This window comes from Mesorhizobium sp. B2-4-15 (assembly GCF_006658505.1).
In the GTDB taxonomy this organism is placed as follows: Bacteria; Pseudomonadota; Alphaproteobacteria; order Rhizobiales; family Rhizobiaceae; genus Mesorhizobium.
Genome location: NZ_VFUZ01000001.1, coordinates 243643 through 267847, shown reverse-complemented (window position 1 = coordinate 267847; position 24205 = coordinate 243643). Strand labels below are relative to the sequence as shown.

At 63.7% G+C, this 24205-nt stretch carries 22 protein-coding genes; 11 read left to right on the top strand and 11 right to left on the bottom strand.

Going from position 1 to position 24205, the window contains the following annotated elements; translation table 11 throughout:
- Window positions 1-21: 21 nt before the first annotated feature.
- Window positions 22-708, bottom strand: a complete 687-nt coding sequence (locus tag FJ930_RS01425) for a response regulator transcription factor (RefSeq protein ID WP_141833957.1) — start codon at window positions 706-708, stop codon at window positions 22-24.
- Window positions 709-753: 45 nt separating this feature from the next.
- Between FJ930_RS01425 and FJ930_RS01420 the strand changes: the two genes are divergently transcribed.
- Both FJ930_RS01420 and FJ930_RS01415 read left to right on the top strand, forming a co-directional pair.
- Entirely contained in the window at window positions 754-1527 is a 774-nt protein-coding gene (locus tag FJ930_RS01420) for a response regulator transcription factor (RefSeq protein ID WP_181763248.1), read from the top strand.
- Window positions 1528-1604: 77 nt separating this feature from the next.
- Entirely contained in the window at window positions 1605-3692 is a 2088-nt protein-coding gene (locus FJ930_RS01415; RefSeq protein ID WP_246676783.1) for a sensor histidine kinase, read from the top strand.
- 117 nt (window positions 3693-3809) lie between these two features.
- Here FJ930_RS01415 and FJ930_RS01410 read toward each other — a convergent pair whose 3' ends face one another.
- Window positions 3810-4220 carry a hypothetical protein gene (locus FJ930_RS01410; RefSeq protein ID WP_141833954.1) on the bottom strand — a complete coding sequence of 137 codons (411 nt, stop codon included), beginning with the start codon at window positions 4218-4220 and terminating at the stop codon, window positions 3810-3812.
- 348 nt (window positions 4221-4568) lie between these two features.
- On the opposite strand from FJ930_RS01410, the gene FJ930_RS01405 reads away from it, so the two are divergent.
- Window positions 4569-5771, top strand: a complete 1203-nt coding sequence (locus FJ930_RS01405) for an aromatic ring-hydroxylating dioxygenase subunit alpha (protein WP_141833951.1) — start codon at window positions 4569-4571, stop codon at window positions 5769-5771.
- 169 nt (window positions 5772-5940) lie between these two features.
- Here the strand turns inward: FJ930_RS01405 and FJ930_RS01400 are convergent, their stop codons facing one another.
- Window positions 5941-7359, bottom strand: a complete 1419-nt coding sequence (locus tag FJ930_RS01400; protein WP_141834330.1) for an aminotransferase — start codon at window positions 7357-7359, stop codon at window positions 5941-5943.
- A 268-nt stretch (window positions 7360-7627) separates the two neighbouring features.
- Between FJ930_RS01400 and FJ930_RS01395 the strand changes: the two genes are divergently transcribed.
- From FJ930_RS01395 to FJ930_RS01385, 3 genes are read left to right on the top strand one after another with little or no spacing between them, the layout of a single operon-like run.
- Window positions 7628-8545, top strand: a complete 918-nt coding sequence (locus FJ930_RS01395) for an ABC transporter permease (protein WP_141833948.1) — start codon at window positions 7628-7630, stop codon at window positions 8543-8545.
- Window positions 8542-9363 (top strand): ABC transporter permease, encoded by an 822-nt coding sequence (locus FJ930_RS01390; RefSeq protein WP_141833945.1) that lies wholly within the window; start codon window positions 8542-8544, stop codon window positions 9361-9363. Before FJ930_RS01395 ends, FJ930_RS01390 begins: the two co-directional genes overlap by 4 nt.
- 52 nt (window positions 9364-9415) lie before the next feature.
- On the top strand, window positions 9416-10489 hold the full coding sequence (locus tag FJ930_RS01385) for an ABC transporter ATP-binding protein (protein ID WP_141834327.1): 1074 nt from the start codon (window positions 9416-9418) through the stop codon (window positions 10487-10489).
- Here the strand turns inward: FJ930_RS01385 and FJ930_RS01380 are convergent.
- From FJ930_RS01380 to FJ930_RS01360, 4 genes are all read right to left on the bottom strand, one after another.
- On the bottom strand, window positions 10453-11763 hold the full coding sequence (locus tag FJ930_RS01380) for a flavin monoamine oxidase family protein (RefSeq protein WP_181763247.1): 1311 nt from the start codon (window positions 11761-11763) through the stop codon (window positions 10453-10455). The genes FJ930_RS01385 and FJ930_RS01380 overlap by 37 nt on opposite strands.
- A 515-nt stretch (window positions 11764-12278) precedes the next feature.
- Entirely contained in the window at window positions 12279-13361 is a 1083-nt protein-coding gene (locus tag FJ930_RS01370; RefSeq protein ID WP_140742979.1) for an ABC transporter substrate-binding protein, read from the bottom strand.
- A 25-nt stretch (window positions 13362-13386) separates the two neighbouring features.
- Window positions 13387-14100 carry a transcriptional regulator BetI gene (gene betI / locus FJ930_RS01365; protein ID WP_141833939.1) on the bottom strand — a complete coding sequence of 238 codons (714 nt, stop codon included), beginning with the start codon at window positions 14098-14100 and terminating at the stop codon, window positions 13387-13389.
- A gap of 6 nt (window positions 14101-14106) precedes the next feature.
- Window positions 14107-14391 carry a hypothetical protein gene (locus FJ930_RS01360; RefSeq protein ID WP_141833936.1) on the bottom strand — a complete coding sequence of 95 codons (285 nt, stop codon included), beginning with the start codon at window positions 14389-14391 and terminating at the stop codon, window positions 14107-14109.
- A 200-nt stretch (window positions 14392-14591) separates the two neighbouring features.
- On the opposite strand from FJ930_RS01360, the gene FJ930_RS01355 reads away from it, so the two are divergent.
- The 4 genes from FJ930_RS01355 to FJ930_RS01340 are packed head-to-tail and all read left to right on the top strand — an operon-like array spanning window position 14592 to window position 19309.
- Entirely contained in the window at window positions 14592-16211 is a 1620-nt protein-coding gene (locus FJ930_RS01355; protein ID WP_141833933.1) for an NAD(P)/FAD-dependent oxidoreductase, read from the top strand.
- Window positions 16198-17763 (top strand): NAD(P)/FAD-dependent oxidoreductase, encoded by a 1566-nt coding sequence (locus FJ930_RS01350; RefSeq protein ID WP_141833930.1) that lies wholly within the window; start codon window positions 16198-16200, stop codon window positions 17761-17763. Before FJ930_RS01355 ends, FJ930_RS01350 begins: the two co-directional genes overlap by 14 nt.
- 47 nt (window positions 17764-17810) lie before the next feature.
- On the top strand, window positions 17811-19049 hold the full coding sequence (locus tag FJ930_RS01345; RefSeq protein ID WP_141833927.1) for an aminomethyltransferase family protein: 1239 nt from the start codon (window positions 17811-17813) through the stop codon (window positions 19047-19049).
- A 2-nt stretch (window positions 19050-19051) separates the two neighbouring features.
- Window positions 19052-19309, top strand: a complete 258-nt coding sequence (locus FJ930_RS01340; RefSeq protein ID WP_141833924.1) for a hypothetical protein — start codon at window positions 19052-19054, stop codon at window positions 19307-19309.
- Window positions 19310-19315: 6 nt separating this feature from the next.
- On the opposite strand, the gene FJ930_RS01335 is transcribed toward FJ930_RS01340, so the two are convergent.
- The 4 genes from FJ930_RS01335 to FJ930_RS01320 form a co-directional block, all read right to left on the bottom strand.
- Window positions 19316-20374 (bottom strand): dipeptidase, encoded by a 1059-nt coding sequence (locus tag FJ930_RS01335; RefSeq protein WP_141833921.1) that lies wholly within the window; start codon window positions 20372-20374, stop codon window positions 19316-19318.
- 145 nt (window positions 20375-20519) lie between these two features.
- Complete coding sequence (locus FJ930_RS01330) at window positions 20520-20819, bottom strand: GNAT family N-acetyltransferase (RefSeq protein ID WP_141833918.1); 300 nt, start codon at window positions 20817-20819, stop codon at window positions 20520-20522.
- Window positions 20820-20821: 2 nt separating this feature from the next.
- A complete protein-coding gene (locus FJ930_RS01325; RefSeq protein ID WP_141833915.1) occupies window positions 20822-21442 on the bottom strand; it encodes an alpha/beta hydrolase in 621 nt (206 codons plus the stop codon).
- Window positions 21443-21446: 4 nt separating this feature from the next.
- A complete protein-coding gene (locus FJ930_RS01320; RefSeq protein ID WP_141833912.1) occupies window positions 21447-22379 on the bottom strand; it encodes a VOC family protein in 933 nt (310 codons plus the stop codon).
- A gap of 228 nt (window positions 22380-22607) precedes the next feature.
- On the opposite strand from FJ930_RS01320, the gene FJ930_RS01315 reads away from it, so the two are divergent.
- The gene (locus tag FJ930_RS01315) at window positions 22608-24185 is read left to right on the top strand and encodes an alkaline phosphatase family protein (protein WP_141833909.1); all 1578 of its coding nucleotides are present in this window, start codon (window positions 22608-22610) and stop codon (window positions 24183-24185) included.
- The last annotated feature ends 20 nt before the right edge of the window (window positions 24186-24205 follow it).

Below are 24205 nucleotides of genomic sequence, written 5' to 3'. Positions count from 1 at the left end.
GACAGACCGGGTTCCCGGCCGTCAGTCGGCGAATTGCCGTGGCGGATCGAACCGGTAGCCTGCGCCGCGTATGGTGGTGATGGTCTCGGTGTCGAGCTTGCGGCGCAGCCGCACGATGCGCGAATCGATCGAACGATCGAAGGCGTCGGCATTCTCGGCCGGTGCGGCGGCGATGATGTCGTCACGCGTCAGCACCTTGCGGGGGCTCGCCAGGAACAGCCTGAGCAGCGCCACCTGACCGGGCGAAAGCTGTTCCTCGGCACCGGAGCGGTGCATGACGATCGCCGATCGCAGATCGACGGTCGCATTCTCCAGCACGATCAGTTCCTGGGTGCCCCTGCCGCGCCGCGAAAGCAAGCGGCCGACACGGGCGGCGAGTTCCCTCACATTGAGCGGGCTTTCGACAACGTCGGCGGCGCCAAGTTCGAGCGCCAGCACCTTGTCGACGAGATCGGCCGGCCGGCAGATCAGGATGAAATCCGGCCCATCCTCACCGCCATGGCGCCTGAGCAGATCGCGCCCTTCCGTCTGACTGAGACTGTCACCGACGACGACGACATCGATGCCCTTGCCCGCCAGCAGCGATTCCGCCTCCCAGGGCTGTCGCGCCTGGCGCACATCATGGCCCCGCCGTTCAAGATGGTCGGCAAGCTCGGTCGCGACCACGTCGGCGACGTAAACAAGCGCGATGACGGCTCGTGCGGCCATGTTCTCCAACCGTTCCCTGGCAACCATATATGAGTGCTGGACATCATGTTTATACCCAATCTACTTTCCACTGAAAGTGGGAGCGAAGGCGTCGTGCGGGCAAGAATTGTCATCGTCGAGGACGAGCCCGACCTGAGGGACGCGGTCGCCGAATATCTTGGCGCCGCCGGCTATGACGTTGCGACCGCCGAAACCGCGGCCGCGGCACGCAGCCTGATCGAAGCGCAGGCGTTCCATCTGGCCATCCTAGACATCGCCATGCCGGGCGAGGACGGGCTGTCGCTCGGCCGCTGGCTGCGCTCTAAAATGCCGATCGGCATCATCTACGCGACCGCCGCAGGCACCGCGCTCGACCGCATCGTAGGGCTGGAACTCGGCGCCGACGACTATATCGTCAAGCCATATGAGCTGCGCGAGGTGCTGGCCAGGGTTCGCAGCGTGCTGCGCCGTGTTCCGCAGCCGACGGAGCTGGGGGACAGGAAAGCCAGGACGGAGCGCCGCTCCGTCGCTTTCGGCCCCTTCCAGGCCGATCTCGACGGCAGGCTGGTCACCGGCGCCAACGGCGCGGTGATCGACATGGCCAAGAGCGAGTTCGATGTACTGGAGGTTTTCCTGACCCGCGCCAACCGGCTGCTGACACGCGCCGCGATCTCGGAAGCGATCGGCTTCACCGAGGATCCGGAATCGTCACGCGCCATCGACATCCGCATCATGCGCCTGAGGAAGAAGATCGAGACGGACCCGGCCAACCCGAAATTCCTGCGCACGGTGCGCGGCGAAGGCTATATCTTCTCGTTGCCGGCCCGCGATGGCAATTGAACGCCGGCGTAGGTGGCTTCCTTTCCGGCGCCTGGCCCGGGCCGGATTCGACATGGGCAGCGCAATGACGGCTGAAGATGACCGCTGAACCAGCAGGCACGGGTACACAGGGGGACCGGCAGGGCGCGGCGATGGCGGCCGTGCGTGTCGTGCGCCGGTTGCGCGAGGCCGGCGACTGGCAACGCGAGATGGACGGCATATTGGCGACGCTCTGCCACGCCATGGATTGCCAGCGCGGCATCCTGTTCCGCTTGCGCGAACTGCCTGGCCAAGGGTTCGCCCAGTCGGTCGCCGCCTACTGGATCGACCCCGCCTCCGGCGGCGAACTGGCCTCACCGACCGTCATCGTGCAGTCCATCGTCAACTCCGATCCGCTGCTGGAGCGGCTGGCCGAGGATGAGCGGCAAGGCAAGATCTTTGCCGGCCATACGCGCAATCTCGAAGGCTTTCTGAGAGGCGATTTCGAGAAGCAGAGCATCAAGTCGTTCCTGTCGGTATCCGTCTTCGCGCACGGCCATCTATGGGGCACGCTGGCGGTCAATGATTGCGTCGAGGAGCGCGAATGGACCGACGAGGAAGAAGCGACGCTGCACATCATCGCGCTCGCCATTGGCGATGCCATCGAACGCTCGCCCTCCGACGCCCATGCCAGCGAGGTCATTCGCCGCACCATGCTGCAGGCCTCGCTCGATGCCATCGTCGTTATCGACGAGACCGGCTCGATCATCGAATTCAATCCCGCGGCGGAAAAGATGTTCGGTTTCCTGCGCAGCGACATCCTGGGCAAGGATCTGCTCGACACCATCGTGCCGATCTATTACCGCAAGGGCTATTCCTCGGGAGCCGAGTACATGTCCGGCCGCGGCGCGCCGATGGTCGGCCAGCGGCTGGAAACGGTGACCCAGAACGCCGCCGGGGAAGTGTTCCCGATCGAACTGACGGCGACCGAGATGCGGGTCGCCGACCGCCGCCTGATTTTCGGCTCGATCCGCGACCTGCGCGACAAGCTGCGCGCCGAGGAGGAGATCAACCGGCAGCGCGAAAAACTGCATCAGAACGAAAAGATGGCGGCGATGGGCTCGCTGCTGGCGGGTGTCTCGCACGAGCTCAACAACCCGCTGGCCGTGGTCGTCGCCCAGTCGACGCTGCTGCATGAATTCGCGTCCGACCCGCAGACCAAGATCCGCGCCGAGAAGGTGCGCGCCGCCGCCGAGCGCTGCGGCCGCATCGTCAAGAGCTTCCTGTCGATGGTCCGCCTCCATCCCGCGGCACAGGCTGAGACCGATCTCAACCAGGTGATCCGCGCCGCCCTCGAGGTAACCGCCTATGGCGCGCGCTCCAGCGGCATCATCATCGACACCGATTTCGCGCCGGGTCCGCTGCTGGCCATGGCCGATGCCGACCACGTGACGCAGGTGGCGGCCAATTTCCTGATCAACAGCCAGCACGCTTTGGCCGGCGTTGCCGGCGATCGGCTGATCAAGGTGCGCACATTCCGCAGCGACCGGGGCAATCCCGGCTTTTCGGTCGAGGACAACGGGCCCGGCATTCCCGAAGCGATCCGCGACCGCATTTTCGAATCCTATTTCACCACCAAGCCGGTCGGCGTCGGCACCGGCATCGGCCTGTCGATCTCGAAATCGATCATCGAGCGGCACAATGGCAATGTCTGGTTCGAGGAGGTGCTGCCCAGAGGCGCGCGTTTCGTCGTCCAGTTGCCGGCCATCTCCGCGGGCATCGCCGCCGCCGGCGAAACCCAGCCGCGCTCGAGCGGCCTGCGTCATGCCCTGATCATCGATGACGAGCCTGACGTCGCCGGCTCGCTGTCCGACATTCTCGAGTTGATGGGCATCAAGTCGCGGGTTGCGCTCATCTGGGAATCGGGCGCCGCCACCTTGAGCGGCCACATGCCGCCGGACATTGTCTTTTCGGACCTGCGCATGCCCGGCATCAGCGGCATTGCCATTTATCGAGAATTGCTGGCCGAACGGCCTGACCTCGCGCGGCGCTTCGTGCTGGTCACCGGCGACCTGATCGGCGCGAAGGCGGAAATCGAGGCCTTGCCGGCGCAGCAGCGGCCGCAGATCCTGGAAAAGCCATTCAGTACGCTGGATGTACGAAGCGTGCTTTCGAGCATCGCCGAGCAGGCGGCGTTGAAAGGCTAAAAAAGAGGCTCCCGACCGACGGTGCGGCGGGAGCCGAAGGGAGCACTGGAGGGAGCGCTCGGGGAGATCGCGGCATGACCCCGGCCTGGAAGCCGGCTTCGGGATCAAGCCTGGAAATCAGAAGACGTTCGGCGTGTTGGTCAGAGGCGCGGCGTTGGCGATCATGCGGATCGCGCGGGCCTTGTGCGTTCCGGACTGCTCGGCGATGGCGCGCAGACAATCCACGCTCTCGGCGCCCCAGGCCTGCCCCTTGCATGCGAAGTCGACCGCCGGCATCGGCAGGCGTGCGGTCCTTGTGGTGGTCAGCGCGCCTGCGACGATGTTGGCTGGGGGATTGAGCGAAGCGAAGGCCGGGCCGGCCGCCGGCGTGAACGCCAGGCAGGCGAAGGCGCAAGCAGCCAGCGCCATGAACATTGCCATCGGGTGGTCGCTGGCGCGCTGACGTAGGGCCAGTTTCGGGCGGCGGTCAGCGCGCTCCGGAGCCTGGAGCCGACGACCGCCGTTGGGGATCTGAACTTTCGCATGCATCGTAGTTCCATTCGTTGATTTTCTTTTTTTCAATAAAGTGAACCTAATCGCGCCTTGTAACAGCTGAACGATGACGTAAAGTCAGGCTTGTAACAGTTTTGAAACAGAGCTTCGGGCAGAACCGGGCAAAATCAGTCATTCCGGGTACGTCAAGGCGGGAGGCGGCTTCGAAGCCGCAGGCTAACACCCGGATTCTCCGGGGTTTTTCAGGCCGGCGGCAGCACTGGATTCAGCGACGGATAGCGCGCAAACTCGGCGCCAGAATCATACCGGTTTTCACAAGCCATTGCATTTCAATGAAAAATATGCTTTTATTGAATGAGTATTCAACAAAACGACGAGACTTTTATGAACCCGCACCTGCGTGACGTGGCGATCCCTAACGATTGGGACCGGCGGGGCCTACCGGGCTGGAGTTACCATTCCGACGCCCTTCTCGAACTCGAGAAGGAGCATGTCTTCCGCACCCATTGGCAGATCGCCGGACACGTCAGCGACATCCCGGATGCCGGCGACTACCTGAACATGGATGTGGTCGGCGAACGCGCCTTGATCGTACGCGGCAAGGACGGCGTCGTGCGCGGCTTCAACAACATGTGCCGTCACCGCGGCAGCCGCGTCGTCGCCGACAGCAAGGGCAATTGCAAGAACGCATTGGTGTGCCCGTTCCATGGCTGGGTCTACAATCTCGACGGCACGCTGCGTGGCGCCGCGCGCCCGCGCTCCTTCCCCGATCTCGACAAGACCGAGTTCGGCCTGATGCAGCTCGATCTGGAAATCTGGATGGGCTTCATCTTCATCCGCTTCCGCAATGGCGGGCCGCAGCCCTCCGTCGCCGAACTGATGAGGCCGATCGAGACCGAATTCGCGCATTACAAGGCCGCCGACATGGTGCCGTCCTGGGGAATCTGGACCCAGAAGACCCCGGTCAACTGGAAGTCGGTGCGCGACGTCGACAATGAAGGCTATCACGTCGCCATGGCGCATCCCGCCCTGCAGGACCTCTATGGCGCGACCTATTTCGACGAGCCCTTCATCAATGGCGTGTCGCGGTCCTTCGCCACCTATAACCCGCATGCCGGCCGCCGCTGGAGCGTCAGGAACTACGTCAAGATCGCGCCCGAGCCGACACACCTGCCCGAACATCTGAAGAAGGCCTGGGTCTATTACGGTATCTTCCCCAACGCCGTCCTCTCGGTGATGCCGGAATCGGTGCAGTTCTATCAGGAATTCCCGCTGTCGACGGGGGAGACCCTGCTGCGCGGCGCCATCTACCGCTACCGCGACGAAAGCCGCGAGCAGGCCGCCGCCCGCTACCTGTCCTTCCGCATCGACCGCGACACCATGTCGGAAGACGTGCAGCTTTCGGTCTGGTCGAACGAATCCATGCTGTCCGAAGCCTTCGGCGGATTCTATCTCTCCGACCTCGAATATGGCGTACGCACCCACCACGACCATCTGCGCAAGATGCTGCCGGTGCTCGGCCTGGAGACAGCTCCCGAGGAGAAGGACATGTGGAATTTGAACGACGCGCTCAGGTCGCGAGGGTAAAGCCGCCAATCTCCCCCCTTGAGGGGGAGATGGCCGCGAAGCGGCCAGAGGGGGTCGCTGCGCGTGAAGCGCCAACACTTCGGAACGATAGATAGCGCTGGCGATTTACGTGAGACGACCCCCTCTGTCGCCTTTGGCGACATCTCCCCCTCAAGGGGGGAGATACTAATCACCCCCGCCAAACACCCTCTTTCCTCAAATCATCCATCGTCCGCGAAATGCCTTCGCGCAGGATGCCGACCATGTCATCGATCTGCTCGCGTGTGATGACCAGTGGCGGCGACATCACACACATGTTGATCAGCGGCCGCACCAGCAGGCCGAGCTCGTGGCAATGGGCGTCGATGCGCTTGCCGACATCCTTGTCGAGCTGCAGCGGATCCTTGCTTTCGCGGTCGGCGACGCATTCGACGCAGCCCATCAACCCCAGGCCACGCACCTCGCCGACCAGCGGCAATTCCTCCAATGTCTTCAGCCGCGCCTGGAAATAGGGCGCGACGTCTCGCGTATGGGCCAGCACGCCTTCTTCCAGCAAATCGAGATTTTTCAGCGCCACGGCGCAGCCGACGGGATGGCTGGTGTAGGTCAGCCCATGGCCGAACAATGCGTCGGGATGGTTGGAGCGGCGCAGTTCCTCCAGAAGCCGTTCCGAGATGATGACGCCGCCGAGGGGGAAGTAGCCTGAGGTGACGCCCTTGGCGAAGGTGATCATGTCGGGATCGATGCCGAAGACGTCGCCCGAGGCGAAGACATGGCCAAGCCGGCCGAAGCCCGTCACCACCTCGTCGGAGACATAGAGGATGTCATTGTCACGGCAGAGTTCACGGATGCGCTTGAGATAGCCATCGGGCGGCACCACGACGCCCCCGGACGCCTGCACCGGCTCGCCGACAAAAGCACCGATCTTATCGGCGCCGATGCGCGCGACCGTGTCGCGGAACTGGTCGACGAGGAAATCGGTGAAGGCGGCAAGGCTCATGCCTTGCGGACGGCGGAACGGATCGGGCGAGGACAGCTTGATCACCAGATCGTCGGCGCCGTCCATCCAGTCACGGTCGCGCGGGCGGCCGTTGAGCGAGGCCGCGAGATAGGTCGAGCCATGATAGGCGCCGCCCCGGCTGAGGATCAGCTTCTTTTCCGGCCGGCCGCGCACATTGTTGTAGAACTGCATGAAGCGCAGCGCCGTCTCCACCGCCGAAGAGCCGCCAGTGGTGTAGAAGACGTGGCTGAGATCGCCGGGCGCGTGGCCGGCGATGCGCATGGCAAGTTCCGCCGACGGCGCGTTCATCGTGTACCAGGGCGTGTTGTAGGACAAGGCCATCGCCTGGTCGTACATCACCCTGGCGAGTTCCTCGCGGCGGTGGCCGACATTGACGCACCACATGCCGGCCGGCCCATCGATCAGCCGCTTGCCGGCATTGTCGGTGATGTAGATGCCATCGCCCTCGCCGATCAGCGCGCGCGCTTCGGCACCGACGGAACCAGCGTAGGGCCAGGGCTGGATGAGATGGCGCTTGGCCAGGTCGACGACATCGTCGCCCCCAGGCGCTGCCATCTCGGTCGCCTTCAGATCCCGCACCGCCGCCATCGCCGCCTCCACATCTCTCATTTTTCCCAGAGCATTCAATCCGGTGCCGAATGCCCGAAACGAAGGCCTTCTTCGCCTTATTTTGAATGTCCGTTCAATCAATATCTCAGAGATGGCGCTTGATTTCAATCCACGGATGCGTGCATGATGAAAGAAAGCCGGCAAGGGGAACAAGCAGTCGGCGTCAGCACAATGGGATGCCGATGGCGGAACAATCCAGGCCAGCAACCGAGATCACGCCCGGAGCCCTGCTCCCCGGAGCCTGGCAATGACAGTGGCCGCGGAAGGGTCGCCCCCGTTACGCATGACGCGGGCCAGACGAAATGCCCTTCTGCAATCCGAGCCCGTACAGGGTTTCGCCCTGATCAGCCCGACCTTTCTTTACGCGCTCGTCCTGCTCGTCCTGCCCATCCTGGTGGTCATCGCCCACTCCTTCTGGACGCAGCACTACCTGACCATCGACGGCACCTTCACGCTGGAAAACTACCGCGTCGCGCTGACCGAGCCGATTTACCGCGATCTGTTGTGGCGCTCGCTTTACATCTCGCTGACGGTCAGCTTCTTCACCGTCGTCCTGGCCTATCCGATCGCCTACTTCATTTCTTTCCATGGCGGCCGTCACAAGAGCCTGTGGCTGTTCCTCATCACCATTCCATTCTGGACCAGCTATCTCCTGCGCGTCATGTCGTGGAAGGTCATCCTCGGCTATAACGGCGTCTTGAATTCCGGCCTGATGGGCCTCGGCGTCATCGACGAGCCGTCGACGGCCCTGCTCTACAATTCGAGCGCCGTCATCATCACGCTCACCCATGCCTGGGCCGCCTTCGCCATCCTGCCGATCTTCATCTCGCTGGAAAAGGTCGACCGCACGCTGGTCGAAGCAGCCACCGACCTCGGCGACGGTCCCCTGCGTTCGTTCCTGCGCGTGACCTTGCCGCTGTCGGCGCCCGGCGTCATCTCGGCGGCGCCGATCGTCATGATCCCGACCGTCGGCGACTATGTCACGCCGAAACTCGTCGGCGGCAAGGACGGCGTCATGATCGCCAACGCCATCCAGGCGCAATTCGGCAAGGCCGCCAACTGGCCGCTGGGCGCGGCCCTTTCCGTCACCACCATGGTGATCGTCACCCTGATGGCTGGCGCCACGGTGCTGATCATCCGCGCCCTGCAGAGGCTGGCGCGATGAGGGCGCGGCGCTTCCTGCCGGGCGGCTGGCTGTCCCTCTATGCGTTCCTCTATATCGTGTTCCTCTATCTGCCGGTCGTCTTCCTGCCGATCTTCTCGATCAACACCGCCCCGACGCCGAAATTCCCACTCACCGGCTATACGCTCAAATGGTACGAGGACCTGCCCAACACGCCGGCCCTGCTCGACGCCGCCTGGAACAGCCTGATCGTCGGCGTCTCCGCCTCGGTTCTCGCCACCGTGCTCGGCATCCTCGCCGCACGCTCGATCACCCGCTACCGCTACCCCGGCCGCCGCACCATCAATGGCCTGATCATGGCGCCGCTGGTGCTGCCCGAGGTGATCGTCGCCATCTCCATGCTGCTGGTGATGCTGCAACTGGGCCTCAGCCTGTCGCTGTTCACCGTCGTGCTCGGCCATGTGCTGATCTGCATTCCCTATTCGATGACTGTGCTGACCTCCGGCTTCGAGGGCTTCGACCGCAGTCTCGAGGAAGCCTCGGCCGATCTCGGTGAAAGCGCCTTCGGCACCTTCCGGCGCGTGACGCTGCCCATGGTGGCGCCGGCCATCATCTCCAGCCTGCTGGTCTGCTTTACCATCTCGCTGGATGAATTCATCATCGCCTTCTTCCTGACCGGCACCGAAGCGACGCTGCCGATCTACATCTGGGGCCAGCTGCGTTTCGCATCGAAACTTCCCGGCGTGCTGGCGCTGGGCACGCTGCTTTTGATCGCCTCTTTCCTTTTGATGACCGTCGCCGAAATCCTGCGTCGCCGCGCGGCCAGACGCACCCAGAACGAGGGAGGCCTCTATGCCTGATCAGTTGCAGATCGAGCGCTCCCAACCAGGCCGGCCGCAATCCGACCGGCCGATGATCGAGATCCGCAACGTCATCCGCAGCTACGGAGCGTTCAAGGCGCTGGACGATGCCTCCCTGACCATCAGGGAAGGCGAATTCTTCTCGCTGCTCGGCCCGTCCGGCTGCGGCAAGACCACGCTGCTGCGCATGATCGCCGGCTTCGACAATCCGACCAGCGGTTCGATCGCGGTCGGCGGCCAGCCAATGGAAGGCATCCCGGCCAATCGCCGGCCGACCAACATGGTGTTCCAGAGCTATGCGATCTTCCCGCATCTCGATGTCGAGCAGAACGTCGCCTATGGGCTGAAGCGGCTGAAGCTGCAGGGCGGCGAGGAGAAACGCCGCGTCGAGGAGGCGCTGACGCAGGTATCGCTGACGGGCCTCGGCAAGCGGCGCGCGACCGAGCTTTCCGGCGGCCAGCGGCAACGCGTGGCGCTGGCCCGCGCGCTGGTGATGAGGCCCAAGGTGCTGCTGCTCGATGAACCGCTCTCGGCACTCGACAAGAAGCTGCGCGAGCAGATGCAGATCGAGCTGCGCCGTCTGCAGCAGGCGGTCGGCATCACCTTCGTGCTCGTCACCCACGACCAGTATGAAGCGCTCGCCATGTCCGACCGCATCGCCGTGATGTTCGGCGGCAGGATCGCCCAGGTCGCGTCGCCCAAGGAAATCTACCAGCGCCCGGTCAACCGCCAGGTCGCCGACTTCCTCGGCGGCATGAACTTCGTCAAGGCGGAGATCGTCGAGGAGAACGGCGCCTCGCTGGTCGTCGACACGCTGGGCTTCGGCCGCGTCAAGACCGACAAGCCGAAGGCCTTCGTGGGCACTGGCGGCGGCGCCACGCTCGGCATCCGGCCTGAGCGCCTGCGTGTCCTGTGGGACAATGCGACGGCCAAATTCGAGGTTGCCGGCAAGGTTGTCGAGCGCCATTATTTCGGCGAGATCACCCACCTGATCGTCGAGATACCGGGCCTGGAAAAGCCGCTGTCGGTGACGGAGACCAACGATTTTGGCGCCGACGACATTCCGGTCGGCACCTCGATCCGTCTTGCCTACGATCCCGAGGCTCTGGTGGCGATGGCGGACTGAAGTCCGGAGATGATCTTGCGCGCCGCGATGCGCCCCGCAATGATGGCGCCCTCGACATAAGCCGGGAATGACGGCGACAGTTCCGAAGCGGCGAAATGAACTCGTCGCGCGCCGCCGAGAATTGTGCGCTCGGCATCCCTCGCCGTCACATCGACAATGAGGTCACTGTAAGCGCCGCCGCTCCATCGGTCCTCTATCCAGTCGCGCCAGCTGAAGTCGGCAATGGCCGCCGCGTCGGGGCCGAGCGCAGCTGCGAGCCTGGCCGTCACTTCCGCACGCAGCTCCGCCTCGCCCAGCGCTCGCCAGCGCAACGCCAGCGGTCCACCGACGAAAACGACGAGCGCTGCGTGCTCCGCGTCCTTGCTGACGTCGCAGGCAAACAGCCCCGGCAGATCGCGCCACATCACCATGCCGCTCAGACCCCGCTGCCGCCAGAAAGGCCTGGCATAGCGCACCAGGATCTTGATCACCGCGCCGCTCTCCCAGGCGCCAAGCGCTCTCTGGAGAGCCGCTGGCAAAGCGGGCGCGAAGTCGAGCTTCGCGGCCGTTGCCGGGGGCAGCGCGACGAGAACTTCGCTCGCCTCGATTACGCGATTGCCTGAGACAACACGAACGCCATGCGGCCCGTGCTCGATTCGCGTGACCGGTTCGCCGAGCCGCACCCGGTCCCCGACGTCGCCAGCCAGATCCTCGGCCAGTGATTGCATGGTCTCGCGCAGGAAATACTGCAGCTCAGGCACCTCGTTGGTGATGCGCCGGTCATTGTCGATCAGGTACCAGAGCGGCACCTTGTCCGCCGCCAGGCACCACAAGCCTTCGATCATCGAACGGAAGGCCGCCTTGGCATCGGCGGGATCGTGCTGATGCTCCAGCCAGGTGGCGACGCTCATGCCGGCTATCGAGGGGTTGTCCGGCTCGATCCCGTTCATACGCTCGCGGATCGCCATTGCGCCGTGATAGGTCCGCTTGGCGCCCCTGGCCGACATCGACGGATGAGTGATGAACTCGCCTTCGACATAGGTCTCGACGAATGTCTTGCCGCGCGCCCTGGCCAGCGCCATCACTTCCGGCATGTCCTCGCAGAGGAACTGGCCGCCGCTGTCGACGCGTTCGCCGAGCCCGTTCTGTCGGGCTTCGACCCGCCCGCCGACGCGGTCGCGCGCTTCGAGCAGCAGGAAACCGATGCCGGCTGCCTTCAACTCAAGCGCCGCCGACAGGCCGGTGAAGCCGGCGCCGACGATGATGACGTCGGTTCTTTCCGGTTCGTCCGTCAACAGCCGGCCTTGATCTGGCCGCCACCGCCTTCGGCAAGCGCATAGGCGGTGCCCGCGCCGGCGGTGACGACGGCGGCGAGCGCAAGGCGGCGAAGCATGGATGTCATGGCCGAGTACTCCCCCCATCGCGAATGTGAGGGGAGGTTAGGAGAATTCAAGGGCTTTGGCGAGCCCGACCGGTTCGGCTCCAGACAATGGCTTTTCTGACTTGTCTCCAACCATCGATTGCCGAAGTCAGCGCTGCCCCTCATTGCCCTGCCGGGCATTTCTCCCCGTATAGTGACGGGGAGAAAGACGCTACCTCAGCGGTTCGCCAATCACCAGCGCTGCAGAATGAGCGCCAAGGCCGCGGCCAGCCCCTTCTCCCCGTCGCTATACGGGAGAAGGTCCCGTCAGGGGGATGAGGGGCAGCGCCGATATCGGCGATCTGCACCTGCCAAACAACCACAACCCGCCATTGAAGCCATTGCGCCACGCCGTTTCAGTTCAGGAGCGACCGGTCGTTTCCGCAGCACTCAATAGCCGGCTTTGATCTTCTCGAATTCGGCGATCATCTTCAGCTTGAGATTCGACGGCAACGGCGACTGGAACAGCGTCTTGTCGACGAATTTCTGGACATCGTCATAGCCTTTTTCCTTCAGGATGGCCTGATCGACGCCAGTCATGCCCTTGGCGTTGGCCTGGCCGTAGCCCCAGTCCTTGACCAGCACCTTGGCGATCTCCGGATCGTTGACGGCGTTCAGGTAGTCATAGGCCTTGTCGGTATTGCCGGGCGCGTCCTTGAACAGCACATAGCCGCAAACCCAGGTCGATATGCCCTCCGCCGTGTCTTTCTTCGATTTGATCGGCACGCCGGCGGCGACCGACTGCACGGTCGCGTCGTTCCAGGCCCAGGCGAGGTCGACCTCGCCGCCGGAGAGCAACTGCACGATATCCGTCGTGTCGGTCCAGTAGGAGCGGACGTTCTTGTGCACCTGGCGCAGGAAATCGGACGCCTGCTTGAACTGGTCGTCCGTCATCTTGGTCCAGTCCTTCAGCCCGATGGCGAGGGCTGCAAGTGCATAGGCGTCGTCGACATTGTCGCCGATCGACACCCGGCCCTTGTACTTCGGATCGGCGAACGCCTTCAGCGACTGGACGTCCTTCTCGTCGATCTTGGAGGAGTTATAGGTGAGCTGGGTATTGCCCCAGTCCCACGGCATGAACCACGCCTTGCCGTCATCGGTCATGGCGAGATTCTTCATCGCCATGATGCCGGGATTGAGGTCTTTCCAGCCCGCGATCTTCGACGTGTCGAGCGGCTGCAGCAGCCCAGCCTCGCGCCATTTCACCACGCTCTGCGAGCAGGGATGGCCGATATCGGCCTTGAAGCCTGAACGCACCTTCTCGAACGCCTCGTCCTCATCGCCGAAGAAGGCGAACGTCGGCGAATCGCCGTTCTTCTCGACATATTTCGGATGGAAGTTGGGGGCTTCGTATCCGGACCAGTCGAACACGATCAGGTCCTTGTCGGCGGCGATCGCCAGGGCCGCGGCCGAAGCCGCCAGTGTTCCGGCAAGCGCCAATGTCAGCGTCAGGCGTCGAGTGAATCGCTTCATTGCTGTTCCATCCTCTGTGGTCTTCTTATGGTTTCGTAGCCCCGGCGGCCTTGCGCGCGTAGTGTCTCGGGAAAGCCGCCGACAGGAATTCGTTCGCCGCCTGCAAGGCGGTCTCGCGAGTGGTGTCCTCGGTGCCCATCATCAAGCGCAGCCACAACCCCTCCGTCATGGCGCTGAGCGCCAGCGCCATGACCTGCGGCTCATAGGCGTAGCCGCCGCTTTCCTTCAGGGCCGCGCAAAGCTCGATGAAGATGTTCTGGTAGACGGCGTCCCGCGCGCTGCTCAACGCCTGGTAGGTCGGCCGTGACTTGGCCTCGCCCCAGAAAGCGCACCAGGCTGCAAGCTTGCGCTTGTTGCAGATGGAGCGGTCGAAATCGGCGGCGACCAGGGCCTGGAGCTGGCGGGCCGGGTCATCCCCCGCCTTCTGCAGCGCGTTGCGCCAATGGGCCGAATATTCGTCATACATGTGCTGCAGCGTCGCTACGAGCAGCTTTTCCTTGCTCTCGAAGTGGAAGTTGACGATGCCGCGCGACAGGCCTGCGCCGTCGGCGACATCGGCCATGGTCGTCTCCGAATAGCCGCGTTTGGCGAGTGAATCGATCGTCGCCTCGATGAGCTGAAGTTGCCTGACCTCCTTCGAGGCCTTGCGTCCGCGCTTCTCGGATTCAGCCTTTTGTGCCGGTTCAAGGAGGGCGTCCCTGGCGTCTGCCGTCTTCATGCGTGTGATGGTCTCCAGCATCGCCGGCTATCCAATCGCATCCGGCTTCCACCCGCGAAGATGAGTGGGACGGTGCTCGCCAGTGTCAAGCACCTTCTGCATGGCTTCCCAGCTTCGTATGTTCCTGTCGACACAGGCAGCGCCGACCATGGCGGCGGCAGCCCGATAGAGCGGCCCCCTGAGCTTTTCGAGTTCCCGCGCGACGACCTCGTCCAGGCCGCCCGGCGACAGGTAACCATCGCCCCATAGCGCCTCGAGAGAGCGAATGGCGGTGTCGTCATACTCCGTTTCGGCATCAGCCGCTTCGATCATCAGCCCTCGACCCCCAATCGATGAATGCTCACTTCGAATGCCGGCAAAGCGTAGCGCATACGCGTGGAAACGCAATATCATTTGTTGAACATTCATTCAGAATGGCTGGACAGAATGGCTGATACCATGCCAAATTCCGCGCATCCGGGAACAGATCACGCAAAAATGAAGAGCGGGTCGCAGATAAGAACTGGGCCACAATGAAAGCTTGGGATGCGATCGTCATCGGCGGCGGACACAACGGCCTGGTCAACGCCTGCTATCTGCAACGGGCCGGGCTCGACGTGCTGGTGGTGGAGAAGAATGACTGGGTCGGGGGTGCGGCCACCAGCCGCGAACTGACGCCGGGCTTCCTCTACTCCAACTGCTCCTACGTCTGCTCGCTGTTTCGGCCGGAGATCATGCGCGACCTCGAACTGCCGCGCTTCGGGCTGCAGGTCATCTCCTATGAGGGCGGCGCGGTGTTCACGCGCGACGGCGACTACCTTGCCAATTACCGCGATCATGATGCGCACCGGCGCGAATTCGCCCGCTTCTCCAGGCGCGATGCCGAGGCCTATGACCGATACGCCCGCGACGTGACGCGGCAGTGCCGCTTCATCCAGCCGCTGTTGATGCGCACGGCGCCCGACCCGACGAGCTTGCGCCCCCGTGACGTCGGCGAGTTGCTTTACCTCGGCAGGAAATTCGCCGGCCTGTCGGCGGAGGAAATGGCGCTGACGCTGCGCTTCTGGACGATGTCGATCTCGGACTTCCTGGACGAGTATTTCGAGACCGATGTCATCAAGGCGAACTTCGCGCTGTCCGGTATCATCGGCACCGCGCTCGGGCCAATGTCGCCCGGCACTGCTTACGTGCTCCTGCATCATTATATGGGCGAGGTCGACGGCTCGGTCGGCGCCTGGGGCTATGCGCGCGGCGGCATGGGCGCGGTCACCAGGGCGCTGGCCGCGTCCTTCAAGGCTTCCGGCGGCACGATCCGCACCGGCGCCGAGGTCGACCATGTGCTGGTGAACCGAGGCAAGGCCAAGGGCGTGGTGCTGGCCGGCGGTGAGGAGATCTACGGCAAGCTGGTCGTCTCCAACGCCGACGTGAAGCGCACCTTCCTGAAGCTGGTCGAAGAGAAGGAACTGCCCGACACCTTCCTGCGCCGGGTGAAGAACTTCAAGATTCGAGGCTCCTCCGGCAAGGTCAACATCGCGCTCGACTCGCTGCCGGAATTCCCGGCGTTGCCGAAGGATTCGCCGGTCTATCGCGGGGACATGCATTTCACCGATTCGGTTGAGCGCATGGAACGCGCCTATGACGATTGGAAGGCGGGGCGCTGGTCGGCCGATCCGTTCCTCGACATGATGATCCCGACCACGCTCGACCCGACCATGGCGCCGCCCGGCAAGCATTTCATGAGCTGCTTCGTGCAATACGCGCCGCCCAAGGTGAACGGCCGCGAATGGACCGATGCCGATCGCGACGGCTTCGCAGAAAGCGTGATTGCACACATCGCTGATTATTCACCGGGCTTCCGCGACCGCATCGTCCACATGGAGGTGCGCACGCCGCGCGAGATCGAGACCGAGGTCGGCCTGACCGAGGGCAACATCTTCCAGGGCGAACTGACCTTCGACCAGTTGCTGTTCAACCGCCCCGTGCCGGGCTACGCGCAATACCGTTCGCCGGTGGGCGGGCTCTACATGTGCGGCTCCTCGACCCATCCCGGCGGCGGCGTGATGGGCGCGCCCGGCCGCAATGCAGCAGCCGAAATCCTGCGTGATCTCGCCAAATCCACCTCACATATGAGCCCGGCCCATGACGTCATCTGATGCAATCGTCATTGGCGGCGGCCATAACGGCCTCGTCGCCGCGGCCACGCTGGCGAAAGCCGGCCGCAAGGTGCTGGTGCTGGAGGCCGGCGCCGAAGTCGGCGGCGCCGCGCGCACCGAGGAATTCGCTCCGGGCTTCCGCGCCTCCTCGATCGCCCATCTGCTGAACAGGCTCCACCCCGATGTGGTGAAGACGCTGGATCTGGAAAAGCATGGGCTGCAATTCGCCCGCACGGACTTCCAGCCGTCGGTCGCACTGTCGAAAGATGGCCCCTCTCTGGTCCTGCACGGCGCCTATGGCGAGGTGCTGACCGGTGCCAGTTCATCCGAGCAATCGGCCTGGAAGGACTTGCGCGCGCAACTGCTGCGCTATGCCGGGATCCTGAAGCCGTTCCTCTCCCGACGCGCGCCGGACCTCGCCGGCATGTCGCTGCTCGAGACCGCTTCCCTCGGTCAAACAGCGCTGGCCCTGAAAAAGCTCGGCAGGGAAGACATGCGCGACTTCCCGCGCGTCCTGCTGATGAACGTCGCCGACCTGCTCGACGAGCAGCTCACCGACGACAGGCTGAAGGGACTGCTGGCCTTCGACGCCACGCTCGGCAGCCACCTTGGCCCGCGCTCGCCGACCTCGCTGCTCGGCCTCTATTATCGCTTGGCTGGAGAAGTCGGCGGGACCGCCGGTGCGCAATTGCTGCCGCGGGGAGGCATGGGCGCCGTCGTCGCCGCCATCCGCGCGTCGGCGGAAAAGGCTGGCGTCACCATCCGCGCATCGTCGCCGGTGACAAAGATCATCGTCGAAAAAAGCCGCGCCGTCGGCGTCGTGCTCGACACCGGCGAGGAACTGCGCGCCAGGACGGTGGTCTCTGCCATCAATCCGGCAACCACCTTTCTCGACCTTGTCGGACCGCGCGCGATCGACACCGGCTTTGTCCGCAAGGTGAAAAATCTCCGGATGAAAGGTGATGTCGCCAAGCTTCATCTGGCGCTCGACCGGCCGCCGCAATTCACTGGCGCCGATGCCGCCGTCCATAAGGGCCGTCTGATCATCGCGCCCTCGCCCGATCATGTCGAGCGCGCCTTCAACCCGTCCAAGTACGGCGAGTTCTCGCCCGAGCCGGTGATGGAGATCACGCTGCCCAGCCTGGCCGATCCGTCGCTGGCACCAGATGGCGCCTGTGTTCTGTCGGCGGTGGTGCAATACGCGCCCTATGCGCTGAAGGAAGGCTGGGATGCCGGCAAGCCGAAATTCCTCAAGGCGATCATGACGCAGCTCGAAGCCTACGCGCCCGGCATCGGCAAGAGCGTTGTCCATGCCGAGCTTCTGACGCCGGCCGATATCGAGACACGCTACCGCATGCCGGGCGGCCATTGGCACCATGGCGAGCTGCAGGCCGACCAGATGCTGGTCTCGCGGCCCGTCTCCGGCTGGTCTGGTTACGATACACCGCTGGATGGGCTGTTCCTGGCCGGCGCCGGTTCGCATCCCGGCGGCGGCGTTTCGGGCGCACCCGGGCTTAACGCCGCGCGGTGCATTATTGCGATGAAGGGGTAGGCCATGATTTCGCAATTCGGCAAGGGTGCGTTCTACGGAACGCCGTCATGAATCATCATCCCACCATAAAGCCGTCGACGAACGCCCGCGCTCTCGTCCAGACCCATTTCCGCACGCTGCGCCTCGGCACGCCGTTCCAGCCGCGCATAGACGCGTTGGCCAGGACGCAGATCTGGTACAATTGGGCCGGCTACCGCGCGCCGCATTCTCTGTGGGACGAAGAGCTGGAATACTTCGCCATCCGCAGCCAGGCTGCCCTGTTCGACATCTCGCCGATGACCAAATACCGGATCGAGGGTCCGGACGCCGAAGCCTTCCTTGACCGCGTCACCTTGCGCGATGTCAGCAAGCTGAAGCCCGGTCGCGTCCACTACACCGCCTGGTGCAACGATGAGGGGTTTGTGCTGGACGACGGCACCCTGTTCCGTCTGTCGCCGACACTCTTTCGCCTATGCTCGCAGGAACGGCATCTGCCATGGCTGCTGGATAGCGCCATTGGTTTCGACGTCCTCGTCGAGGAGGAAACCGAGGCCGTCGCCGGCTTGGCACTGCAAGGGCCGACCTCCTTCGCCGTATTGCGCGACGCCGGCTTCGCCGGTGTCGAGGGATTGAATATCTTCGACCTTGCCGAGTTCGCCAATGAGGGCGGCACGGTTACCATCTCGCGCACCGGCTTCACCGGCGATCTCGGCTACGAACTCTTCGTCGCAGCCGAAAAGGCGTTGAGCCTCTGGGACCGGCTGATGGCCGCTGGCGAACTGCGCGGTATCCGCGCCATCGGCTACACCGCGCTCAATCGCGCGCGGCTCGAGGCCGGACTGATCGTTGCCAATGCCGACTTCACCACCGCCGAGCATGCCATCCGCGCCGACCGTCCGCGCATGCCCGACGAGATCGGGCTCGGCTTCATGATCGATCCGGAAAAAGGCCACTTCAACGGCCGCCGCGCCATTCTCGAAGCGCGCGCCAAACGGAAGGTCCGCCATGTGCTGGTCGGACTGGAGATCGAAGGCAACATCCCAGCCGAACACGCCATCGTCTACCACAAGAAAAGCCGGGAGGTCGGTCTGGTCAGCGCCGCCATGTGGTCGCCGATGGCCAAGCGAAACATCGCCATCGCCTCGCTGGCGCGGCCATACGGTGATACTGTCGTGGAAGACCTCTGGGTCGAAATCTACGCCATGCGCGAGCTGCAATATCAGAAGCTGATGAAGCGGGCCAAGGTGGTGGCACGGCCCTTCATCAAACTCGACCGCCGCACCGCCAATCCGCCGGCGGATTTCTGACCATGGACGAAGCCGACAAGCCGCCGGAAGATGGGGAAGCCGCCGAACAGTGGCAACTGGTCAACACGCCGCTCGGCGAGAAATGGTCCGGACGCACGCGCTACGCCGCCGCCATGTTCTTCTACAAGCGTGATGAGATGAGCGCCGAGACGCTCGAGGTCTACCGCATCTGTGCGCGGCTCGATTCGGAGAACCCGCTGCCGATCATCAGGGATCGCGGTGTCGGCAAGGATTGGCTGAAGCGCATGGGCTTCGAATAGGGTGCTCTATCCTATCGTTCTTTCCAGCATCCCCAACCAGTTGCGATAGGCGATTTTCTCGATCAGTGCGCGGCCGAAACCGCGTGCCGCCAGCGCATCGATCAGCTTCGGCAGGCCGGCGACGTCACCGATCACGGCCGGGATCATGGCGCCGTCGAAATCCGAACCGAGACCGACACCGTCCTCGCCCAGGGCCTGCAAAAGGGAATCGATGTGGCGCACCATGAGATCGAGGCTGGTATCGGCATTCATGCGGCCGTCCTCGCGCAAAAATCCGGTGGCGAAATTCAGCCCGACCATGCCGCCGGATTCGCGGATCGCGCCGAGCTGCCAGTCGGTGAGGTTGCGCGAATGGCCGCATATCGCATGCACGTTGGAGTGGGTGGCGACCAGGGGCGCGTCGCTGAGGCCCACGACATCGCGAAAGCCCTTCTCGTTGAGGTGCGAGAGGTCGATCATGATCTTGAGTTCGTTGCAAGCCTTGACCAGCGCCTTGCCGGCATCGGTCAGGCCCGGGCCGGTGTCGGGCGAGGACGGAAAGCGGAACGGCACGCCGTGGCCGAAGGCATTCGGCCGGCTCCAGACGATGCCCAGCGAGCGCAGGCCGGCCGCATGCAGCACGTCGAGCATGGTGAGTTCAGGATCAATCGCTTCGACGCCCTCGATGTGGAACACGGCGGCAATCGTGCCTTTGGCCATGGCGTTGTGGATATCGCCGGCACTGCGGCAGACGGCAAGCGCTCCCGCCCGCTCCAGCCGGAACAGGATCGAGGCCATGGCGATCGTCGAATTGAGCGCATCGGCGCGCGGCACCTCTGGCGGCAGCGGCTCGCTGGCGCTCGGCGCCGAAGGCACGGCGCTGCGCCTGGCCTTTTCGACCGGCGGCGGGAAGATGGCGAACATGCCGCCGGCGAAGCCACCGGCCTTGGCGCGCGGCAGGTCGATATGCCCGCCCGATTTCCCTTCGATGAACAGCTTTTCGACGTCCGTGTCCTTCGACTGATAGAGTCTGAGCAGCGTGTCGTTGTGGCCGTCGAAGACGGGGACGAGATCTGTTTCGGTCATCGGGGGATCATTCAATTCGTTTGTCGGCGCGGCGATATATCCTATCTAGGCAAGATGCGCGGTCGGCGCAAATTACAATGCCGGCCGGCAGCGGGGACTGCCCCTTTGTCTCCCGGCTGCTGCCTGTCAAAAAGTGCCTGCGCGCCTACTGCTTCAACACATCGGCCCATTCCGGGTGTCGCCGGAACTGGGCATTGGCGAACGGGCAAAGCGGGATGATCTTCTTGCCTGCCGCACGCGCGTCCTCGACGGCGCGGGTGACGAGCCGAAGCCCGGCACCCTGGCCGCGAAACGCGTCCGGCACTTCGGTGTGGTCGATGATGAGCTGATGCTCGCCGATCTTGGTGAAGGTCATCTCCGCCTCGGCGCCGCCTAGACCACGCAGCACGTAACGACCCTTTGAGCCGCGATCTTCGAGTTCGATTTCCGGCAGTTGGTCGGGCATCTCTACACTCCTTGGGCGACACCGGCAAAAAGCCGCCGCGCCGCCTCGACTTCGTTTGGCCGCACCTCGTGCCCGCCTTCGTGCCACTCCACTGTGACATCGGCACCGTCGGCACGCAAATAGGCTTCAAGCCGCGCCGTCAGGTTCGGCGGGCAGATCGGATCGCGCTTGCCGGCGGTCAGCAGGATGTGGCGGCCGGCAAGGCTGCCTTTGACCTCCGGCTCGAACGGGATCAACGGATGCATCAGCACCGTGGCGTCGAACAAACCGGGGGCCTCGAACACCAGCGAGGCCAGGATGTTGGCGCCGTTGGAATAGCCAAGGCCCAGCACGGCCGACGGCTTCGCCGCCCCGACATGCGCCTTGACGAAGCCCGTCATCTTGTCCGTCGCCCGCGCCAGATCATCCATATCGTAGACGCCCTCGCCGGTGCGCCGGAAGAAACGCGCCGCACCGTGTTCGGACACATCGCCGCGCGGCGAGACGATGGTGCACTGGGGCGCGAGATCGCGCCCCAGTGAGACAAGCTGATTCTCGTCACCGCCAGTGCCGTGGAAGACGAACAGCAACGGACCGCCCGGCGAACCGGGCAGGCCCTTGTAGGTGTAAGCGTCCTTGCCCATCGCTTCAGCCCTCCAGCTTCTGCAAATGCTGTTCGAGATAGGGCCGCAGATGCTGATGCTGCGTCGGCAGCTTCAGCGTTTCGCCCAGATGCGCGGTGTCCTCGTCGCGGTCGAAACCCGGCTCGTTGGTGGCGACTTCGAACAGCACGCCACCCGGCGTGCGGAAATAGATCGCCCAGAAGTAATCGCGGTCGATCACCGGCGTGACCCCATAGCCTGTGTCCATCAACGCCTTGCGCACTTCCAGCTGTTTGGCGCGGTTCTCGACCGCGAAAGCGACATGGTGGACGGAGCCGGCGCCGAGATCGGCGAAGGCCGCGGTCGGCAGCGATTCGATATCGACGACATCGGCGCCGTTGCCGTTCCTCACGGCGAGCCGCCTGACATTGCCTGATTTCTCGATCTCTTCGTAGCCCATGAATTTCAGGAGCTCCTCGGTGGCGCCGCCATCCTTCAGCCTGAGCGAAACCGAGTGAAAGCCACGGATCGCTTCGTCAGCGGGAACACCGCCCTTCACCCAGGGCGCGCGGCCGTCGGCCTTATTCTCGACGAGCGCGAAACCATCGCCATCGGGACCGGCGAACCTGAGCCGCTTCTCGCCGAAGCTCTCCTCGCGGGAAACACCGGTCACGCCTTCGTCGGTGAACCGCTTTTCCCAATAGGCGAGCGTGCCCTCCGGCACGGAATAGACGGTGGTGCCGACTTCCCCGACGCCATGACGGCCCTTGCCGATATTGGGGAACGGAAAATAGGTCATTACCGAGCCGGGCGTGCCGACCTCGTCGCCATAATAAAGATGATAGACGTCTGGGGCGTCGAAATTGACGGTCTTCTTGACCCGGCGCAGGCCGAGTTTATGGGTGAAGAAATCATTGTTCTGTCGGGCATCCCCAGCCATCGAGGTGACGTGATGCAGACCCTTGATCTGGTCGAGCATTGTCTTGGCTCCTTCCCTTGTGTTCGCGCGGCGCTCGCCGCTGTCCACGCCAATATGAGGACAGGCCGGCTTGCGGCAAAGGCGGCAAACACAGAATGGACTGTGCTTTAAAAGTGAACAACTGAAAGAGTTTTGTTCACCAATCAGCTAACGCAGGTGGTCTTGCGTTGGTGCCGGAAATCGGGTCCATGAATGGTACTCGGCCATGTCGGGAGAAGGGTATCGCGAGTGACAGGAAAAGCCAGGCGCCCGAACGTTCTCCTGATCACCTGCGACCAGTGGCGGGGGGATTGCCTGTCGGCCGTCGGCCATCCCGTAGTGAAGACGCCGAACGCCGACGCGCTGGCCGCCGAGGGCATGTTGTTCAAGCGGCACTATGGCGGCGCGGCGCCTTGCTCGCCGGCGCGCGCCTGCCTCTATACCGGCCTTTATCAGATGAACAACCGCGTCTGCCGCAACGGCTCGCCGCTTGATGCCCGTCATGGCAACATCGCGCTGCACGCCCGAGCCCTCGGCTATGATCCGATGCTGTTCGGTTATACTGACATCGCGCTCGATCCCCGCCTGCTGGCGCCTGATGATCCAAGGTTGAAAAGCTATGAGGGCGTGCTGCCGGGTTTCACGGTGCGCCAGCTGCTGCCCGAACATCAGAAGCAATGGCTGTCCTGGCTCACGCTGCAAGGCATCGATGCCAGCGCTGGATTTCCCGGCATCCACCGTCCCGTGGACGAGGAAGACGGCGCCGATGCAGTGACTGAGGCACCGCCGATCTATTCGAAAGACCATACGCCGACGGCTTTCCTTGTCGGTGAGTTCATCCGCTGGCTCGGCGAGCAGGAGCAGGCCGCGCCCTGGTTCGCGCATGTCTCCTTCATCAGCCCGCATCCACCCTTCATCGTACCGGAGCCCTACAACACGCTATACGATCCGGCCGATGGCCCCGCTTTTCATCGCGCGGCGAGTTGGCGGGCTGAAGCCCAGAGCCATCCCTATCTCGCCTATGATCTTGCCCGGCGGAGACGCGCGAAGTTCCGCCCCGGTGCTACAGGCAAAGTGCACGACTGGAGTGAGGATGATTTCCGCACCATCCGGGCGATTTACTACGGCATGATCTCGGAAGTCGACGCACAGCTTGGCCGCGTATGGCAAGCGGTCAGGGCATCAGGCGCATGGGACGATACCATCATCGTGCTCACCTCCGATCACGCCGAGATGATGGGCGACCATTTCATGCTGGGCAAGGGCGGCTATTTCGACGGCGGCTACCATATACCGCTGATTATCCGCGACCCGCGTCACGGCAAGGCCGCCGGCAGCACCGTCGATCGCTTCACCGAAGCGGTGGACATATTGCCTACGCTGACGGATCTGCTTGGCGGGGCTCCCGAACCGCATCTCGATGGGTGCTCGCTGAAACCATTCCTGAGCGGCGGAACCCCCGCCGTTTGGCGCGACGCCGCGCATTGGGAGTTCGATTTCCGCTCGATCGCGGACGGCGCAGCCGAGCAACACTTCGGCGTGTCCTCGCGTCAGTGCAACCTCGCCGTCATCCGCACCAAAAAATTCAAATACGTGCATTTTGGCGGCGGCTTGCCACCCTTGCTTTTCAACATCGAGGCGGACCCTGGCGAACTGACCAACCTCGCCACGAGCCCCGCACATCTGTCCACCCGTCTGGAATTCGCCGAACGGTTGCTTGCCTGGCGGGCTGAACATCTCGACCAGTCTCTGGCGCTGGCGGAATTGACGGAGAATGGCGTTGCTGGGCATTTCGGAAGGGCGTGGGCAGTAGGCAGTAGGCAGTAGGCAATCCCAACAAAACGCTG